The following is a 5476-nucleotide window of genomic DNA, read 5'->3' on the forward strand; positions in this document are numbered from 1 at the left end:
CCACTGCAAAGGCTGCCAAACGGCTTGCGAGTGAGAGGCGACCTGAGTGTGATTCGCACCCCTTTAACCGAACTGCCAAATGGCATTGTGATTGACGGTGACCTATATATCGGCGGCTCAGCAATTACTGCATTCCCAGAGACGTTGACGGTGAAAGGCAATATCTATTTAGGTGGCAACACAGTCACGACTTGGCCAACAAATTTGGAACTGGGCGGTGCCGTAGCGCGCTAGCCTTGCCTGTGACTTTACCTCTTTCTACCAAAGTATAAGCAGAAAAACAAAAAAAGGAGCTCGAGGCTCCTTTTTCAATTCAATCAATTAAGCGAAATGTTCGCTAACCAATGTTCTTCACTGGGTTCGCATAGCTGTCGATCAAGTACTGACGCGCACCTTTTGGTAACGTCGCTAACTTATCTTCGAACTCTTTCTTAACCGTAGCAGTGATCGAGTCATCTTCTTTCTCTGCCGCCAATAGATTTACTGGGAACAGTTTGTAGTTATCATGGATCTGGCGATCAATCTCTTCAGCCAATGCTTCTGGAGTCTCAAAGTCTTGATCGATAACCTGACCAAAACCAACGTGAATGCGGCCTTTGTTGCCCACAATACCTTGGATAATGCTCTCAATATCTTCAAATTCGCCTTTTTCGTAGCTGCCGTTTACATCTTTTTCAAACAACTCGATCGCTTTAGCCGTATCACAAGGGTCATTTTCATATGAGATAGCAACAGGAACAATCTTCAGTGACTTCACGTATTCAGGGAATGCCACCTTCTGTTTGCGTCCTTCAACATGGAACATTTTAAGGATTGCAGGATCAGTGAAATCATTACCGTCTTTTGCACGGCCTTCTTTCTGAGCAATCCAGATAGAGTTGCCGGTATCCAAAGAGTGCTTAATGTAAGAAGAAAGCTGTCCTAACGCTTTCATCATTTCACGCGGCCCTTTAAGAGAGCGCTTAACGATAAAGCTCTTATTCAAGCGCATCAGTTCTGTCGCACACGGCTTCTTCAGAAGGTTATCACCAATCGCAATGCGACAAGTTTGGTGATTTTGTTGATGCAGTGCGTAGTTCACCAACGCCGGATCCATAGCAATGTCACGATGGTTTGATACAAACAAGTATGCTTGATTCACATCCAATGACTCTAAGCCTGTGTACGTCACACCGTTTGTGGTGTTCGCTAACGTGTCACGTAAGTACTTTTTCACTTCAATCTGAATGGATTCAACGCTAGTCAGCTTGCTCCACTTCATTTTTAAGTAAACACGTAGAATTGGGCTCATTAATGCTTGGAACCAAGCTGCGTGATTCGAAAAACGGTAGTTCAGAATCGCACTGATGAATTCTTCATCATTAATAAGACGGTTTAGTGCCGCTGGAATTTCATCATCGCCGTAAGGACGAATATCAACATATGGATCGGTTGGAGAGGTCATTTTTTCATTCATATAATAAAAAGCTGGCTCATTCTACGCGTTGTTTTGACTTCTCGCAGCTACAGAGCCCATACTTTTGACAAGGTCAGACCAGAAACAGTGAAAATAGCCTGTTATTGTTGGCATTCTTTGAGATTAACGGTAATCTTGACGCCCCAAAATTAAGGTACTATCTATGAACTTCGCTATTGAATATACATCGGCTTACTTTTCACACCTGGTGATCACACCACGCAAGAAAGTACTAAAACATAGCCTTGTATCGGTTCAAAGTGGCTTGGTTTTGATCAAACTGGGTAAGCAAGAGTACGCCGTTGAACCTGGCCAAAGCGTTTGGATTCCATTTGACTGCTTAACTTCGTTGACCTACTTCCCTAACACTCAAGTTAGCCGTGTCGATTTCTCTGTTCGACTGACAGATGCTTTCCCACGCCAAGCAGGTTACATCACACAAACTAACCTCTCTTTGGCGTTGCTAGAGAAGTTAGAGCTTACTCACGGCCGAGCTTCAGGTGCTAACAATACCGAGCAAGCGTGCAAAGACATGCTTTCTGTACTCAAGCAAGAAGTGTTGGCATTCAAACCACTGCTTTGTGAAAGTGCGTTGTCTCAACGATTCAATCAGTGGAACATTGATGACTCTAACCTGCCACAAGAGCACACCTTAGTGATGGTAATGCGCGAAGCGAAGAAGCGCATGCAATCAGGTCAAAAGCGTGCTGCTGTGATCGATGATCTGTTCTCAGGTAAAGAAGAAGAGTTTGAACAACTGTGTATGCTGGTGTTTGGCGACGACCTATAGCCGCTAATAAGGCCTAATGTCGCTGATAAAAGCCAATATTTAGATACTAAAAAGCCGCAAAAACTGAGTTTCTGCGGCTTTTTTAATTCTTAGTACTAATTCAGGTTAAATAGAAGCTAAGTTAGCAGTCTTGAAGAACAATAGCGTCCTTCTAAAACGGTAACTCGACTTGCATCATCAAATCGGCATCTCTTGAATCATGCCAACGATAATCAAAACGCATACGAGGTTGACCTTCTACTTTCTCACCGAAGCCAATGCTCAATTGCAAACCATGATTCAAAAGCCACTCTTCAGTAGACATATCATATTGCGCATCTTCTAAGTCTTCAGGAAACCACATTCCCAATCCAACATAGTTAGACTCGAGGCTTTGCGTTAACAGTGGCGTGTCCTTGGTTTGAAGTACCCAGTCAGACCAATAGTCAGGTGTACTCTCGGCTTCTTCTTCACTCATACCAGTTATTTCCAGCATGCGCTCACCAAAAGACTCAATACTCGTAGAAAAATCTAGACAGCTATTTTCATCATCAGAAGCCAGCATGATTGAGTCTAAGCTAAAAAAGTCACATTCAGCCTGTGCAGGTAAACTGCATGCTGCAATGATCATCGTCGCTGGTATCGCGCGCTTTAGCATAGTCATCAGACCTCTTGAATTAGTGAATCTACATTATTGTATACAGTCCACTATCTTGCAACATCTTTGTAACTGACTTTGTACTCAGTTTTGATACATCGCTTCCACTTATCAATGCATTACGAATGTCTGTGCTGCGGATCTTCACCTTCTCTGGGCAAGCCATTACAGACCATCGCTCGGTAATCTCATCTGACTTATAGAAAGATGAGAACTTAAAGAAGTTGTCCGGCCCAATCACAAACGTAAGTTCAGCGTCACCATGTAACTTTTGCAATTCACTAAGTACCGCATAAGTTGTCACACTCTCACCGGGTGTGAACAAACTCTTTTCGATCAATGATAGTTCAACTTGATCCAATGAAAGATCACTAATAAATGCGTTAACTAACTGACATCTCGTATCAAAGTCTAGCATCTCTTTTCCCCAAGCATGGGCGATACTTGGTACCAGAAGAATCTTGTCGAAATGAGCCAGTGAATCAATCACACTTTTATGCCCTAAGCTCGGCGGATTAAACGCACTGCCGAAAATGGCTATTTTTTCCATTATTAATTACTGCCTTCTCTTTCTAAGCTTGTGCAAAGAGGTTTTTAAATCGAATGATTTAGGTATGATAACACTAGATTTTTAATTTGCTTGCAGGAAAGGAATACGAATGGAACAGTTAATTCGTGACGAAATGCGCGTACTACCTTCAATTGACCCTCACTTCGAAGTGACTCGTCGTGTGGACTTTATCAAAACGAAACTTCAGCAGTCTGGCTGCAAGTCCCTGATCCTTGGTATCAGTGGTGGCGTAGACTCGACTACCTGTGGTCGTCTAGCACAACTGGCTGTTGACAGCTTGAATGAAAGCACAGGCAGCAACGACTACCAATTCATCGCAGTTCGCCTACCTTACGGCGAGCAAAAAGATGAAGATGAAGCACAACTTGCTCTTTCTTTTATTCAGCCTTCCCAATCAGTTTCTGTGAACATTAAAGCAGGTGTTGATGGACTTCACGCGGCTTCTCACATTGCACTTGAAGGAACGGGTCTACTACCAACAGACTCTGCGAAGATCGACTTTGTAAAAGGTAACGTAAAAGCTCGAGCTCGTATGATCGCACAATACGAAATCGCAGGTTACGTTGGTGGTCTTGTGATTGGTACTGATCATTCAGCAGAAAACATCACTGGCTTCTACACTAAACACGGTGACGGTGCCTGTGATTTAGCGCCTTTGTTTGGCCTGAACAAGCGTCAAGTTCGTGAACTTGCAGCAACGCTAGGTGCGCCAGAGCTATTGGTTAAGAAAGTTCCTACTGCCGACCTAGAAGAGCTTGATCCACAGAAAGCCGACGAAGCAGCATTGAACCTTTCTTACGACCAAATCGATGATTTCCTTGAAGGTAAAGAAGTCCCTCAAGATGTGTCAGACCGCTTAGTAAGCATCTACAAAGCGACACAACACAAACGCCAACCAATCCCAACGATCTACGATTAATTAGTTTTTGAATTAATCTCAGAATCAAAAAGGCCGTAAGTTCAGTAAACTTCCGGCCTTTTCTATTCTATGTGCGGAATAACTTAACTAGTTAATCAACAACTTCGATATCGGTTTGAGGCACACTGCAACACGCCAGTATCTGTCCCATGTTGCGTTCATGTTCTTGCAGCGCTGGTACATCCGGTTGATGAACTTGCCCAGACTCAAGGGTCACTTTACAAGCACCACAAAAACCGGCACGGCAGCTTGATGCAATAGATACACCCGCCGACTCAGCTTGCTCTAGTAAGGTAGACTGGTTATTGCCTTCGAATAGATAGCCATTAACACTTAGCTGTAGCTGCTTAACTGTCTCTTCCGTTGATTGTGCGACACCAAATGCTTCTTGATGATAGTGCTGAGGATTCAAGCCCATTTGAATCAGTAGTTTTTTCGCATTATCCATAAAGCCATCAGGACCACACACAAAGGCTTGGCGTTTATGAAGCGCTTCAATTTTCGCGACATGCGAGACACTCAAACGACCAGACAAACCATCCCACTCTTTCGTTGGTTGGCTCAATGAATAAATCACACGTAAGCCTTTGTGCTCTTTGGCGATCTGGTCAATCTCAGCTTGATAAGGAATATCTTCTTCGCTGCTACATTGATGATAGAAAACCACATCATTAACCTGACCATGGTCTGCCAAATAACGAAGCATCGACAGCATAGGCGTGATACCGCTACCCGCAGAAAGCAATAATAATGGGTGCGTTGGGTTCTCCTCTAAATAGAAAGCACCATCAGGGTTTTGCGCGACTAAGGTATCGCCAACTTGGAAGTGGTCGTTCAACCAGTTGGAGATCTGGCCGTCATTGACGCGCTTCACTGAAATCGCTAAACGACCCGCGCGAGATGGGCTCGAAGATAGCGTATAACGACGAGACACTTTTTCACCATCAATCACCATTTCAATCGGCAGATGCTGACCTGGTTGGTAACTTGGTAAAGAGTGGTTCTCTTTCGCAGGCTCTAACCAAAATGTCGTAAAGTCTCGAGCGATCTCTTCACGCTCGACGCAAGTTAGATGCAGCGACTCAACCCATGTGTCTTCGTAA

6 protein-coding genes and 1 pseudogene are annotated in these 5476 nt (G+C 44.0%); 3 read left to right on the forward strand and 4 right to left on the reverse strand.

From position 1 onward, the window contains the following. A pseudogene (locus BCT81_RS25280) lies at window positions 1–234 on the forward strand (hypothetical protein); the annotation flags it as partial. Between the two features lie 103 nt (window positions 235–337). Here BCT81_RS25280 and BCT81_RS25285 read toward each other — a convergent pair. Then, on the reverse strand, window positions 338–1444 hold the full coding sequence (locus BCT81_RS25285; protein WP_004737749.1) for a 1-acyl-sn-glycerol-3-phosphate acyltransferase: 1107 nt from the start codon (window positions 1442–1444) through the stop codon (window positions 338–340). A 175-nt stretch (window positions 1445–1619) separates the two neighbouring features. Here BCT81_RS25285 and BCT81_RS25290 point away from each other — a divergent pair, with 175 nt between their 5' ends. Beyond that, window positions 1620–2246 carry a hypothetical protein gene (locus BCT81_RS25290; protein WP_004737748.1) on the forward strand — a complete coding sequence of 209 codons (627 nt, stop codon included), beginning with the start codon at window positions 1620–1622 and terminating at the stop codon, window positions 2244–2246. 151 nt (window positions 2247–2397) lie between these two features. On the opposite strand, the gene BCT81_RS25295 is transcribed toward BCT81_RS25290, so the two are convergent. Beyond that, complete coding sequence (locus BCT81_RS25295) at window positions 2398–2889, reverse strand: hypothetical protein (RefSeq protein ID WP_102426247.1); 492 nt, start codon at window positions 2887–2889, stop codon at window positions 2398–2400. 22 nt (window positions 2890–2911) lie between these two features. Beyond that, on the reverse strand, window positions 2912–3433 hold the full coding sequence (locus BCT81_RS25300) for a nicotinate-nicotinamide nucleotide adenylyltransferase (protein WP_102426248.1): 522 nt from the start codon (window positions 3431–3433) through the stop codon (window positions 2912–2914). A gap of 109 nt (window positions 3434–3542) precedes the next feature. Here BCT81_RS25300 and nadE point away from each other — a divergent pair, with 109 nt between their 5' ends. Next, on the forward strand, window positions 3543–4373 hold the full coding sequence (gene nadE / locus BCT81_RS25305) for an ammonia-dependent NAD(+) synthetase (protein ID WP_102426249.1): 831 nt from the start codon (window positions 3543–3545) through the stop codon (window positions 4371–4373). Between the two features lie 91 nt (window positions 4374–4464). Here nadE and BCT81_RS25310 read toward each other — a convergent pair. Then, the coding region (locus tag BCT81_RS25310) for a hybrid-cluster NAD(P)-dependent oxidoreductase (RefSeq protein ID WP_133152721.1) at window positions 4465–5476 on the reverse strand (1012 nt) is incomplete at its 5' end.

Source organism: Vibrio sp. 10N.261.52.A1 (assembly GCF_002876325.1).
In the GTDB taxonomy this organism is placed as follows: Bacteria; Pseudomonadota; Gammaproteobacteria; order Enterobacterales; family Vibrionaceae; genus Vibrio; species Vibrio chagasii.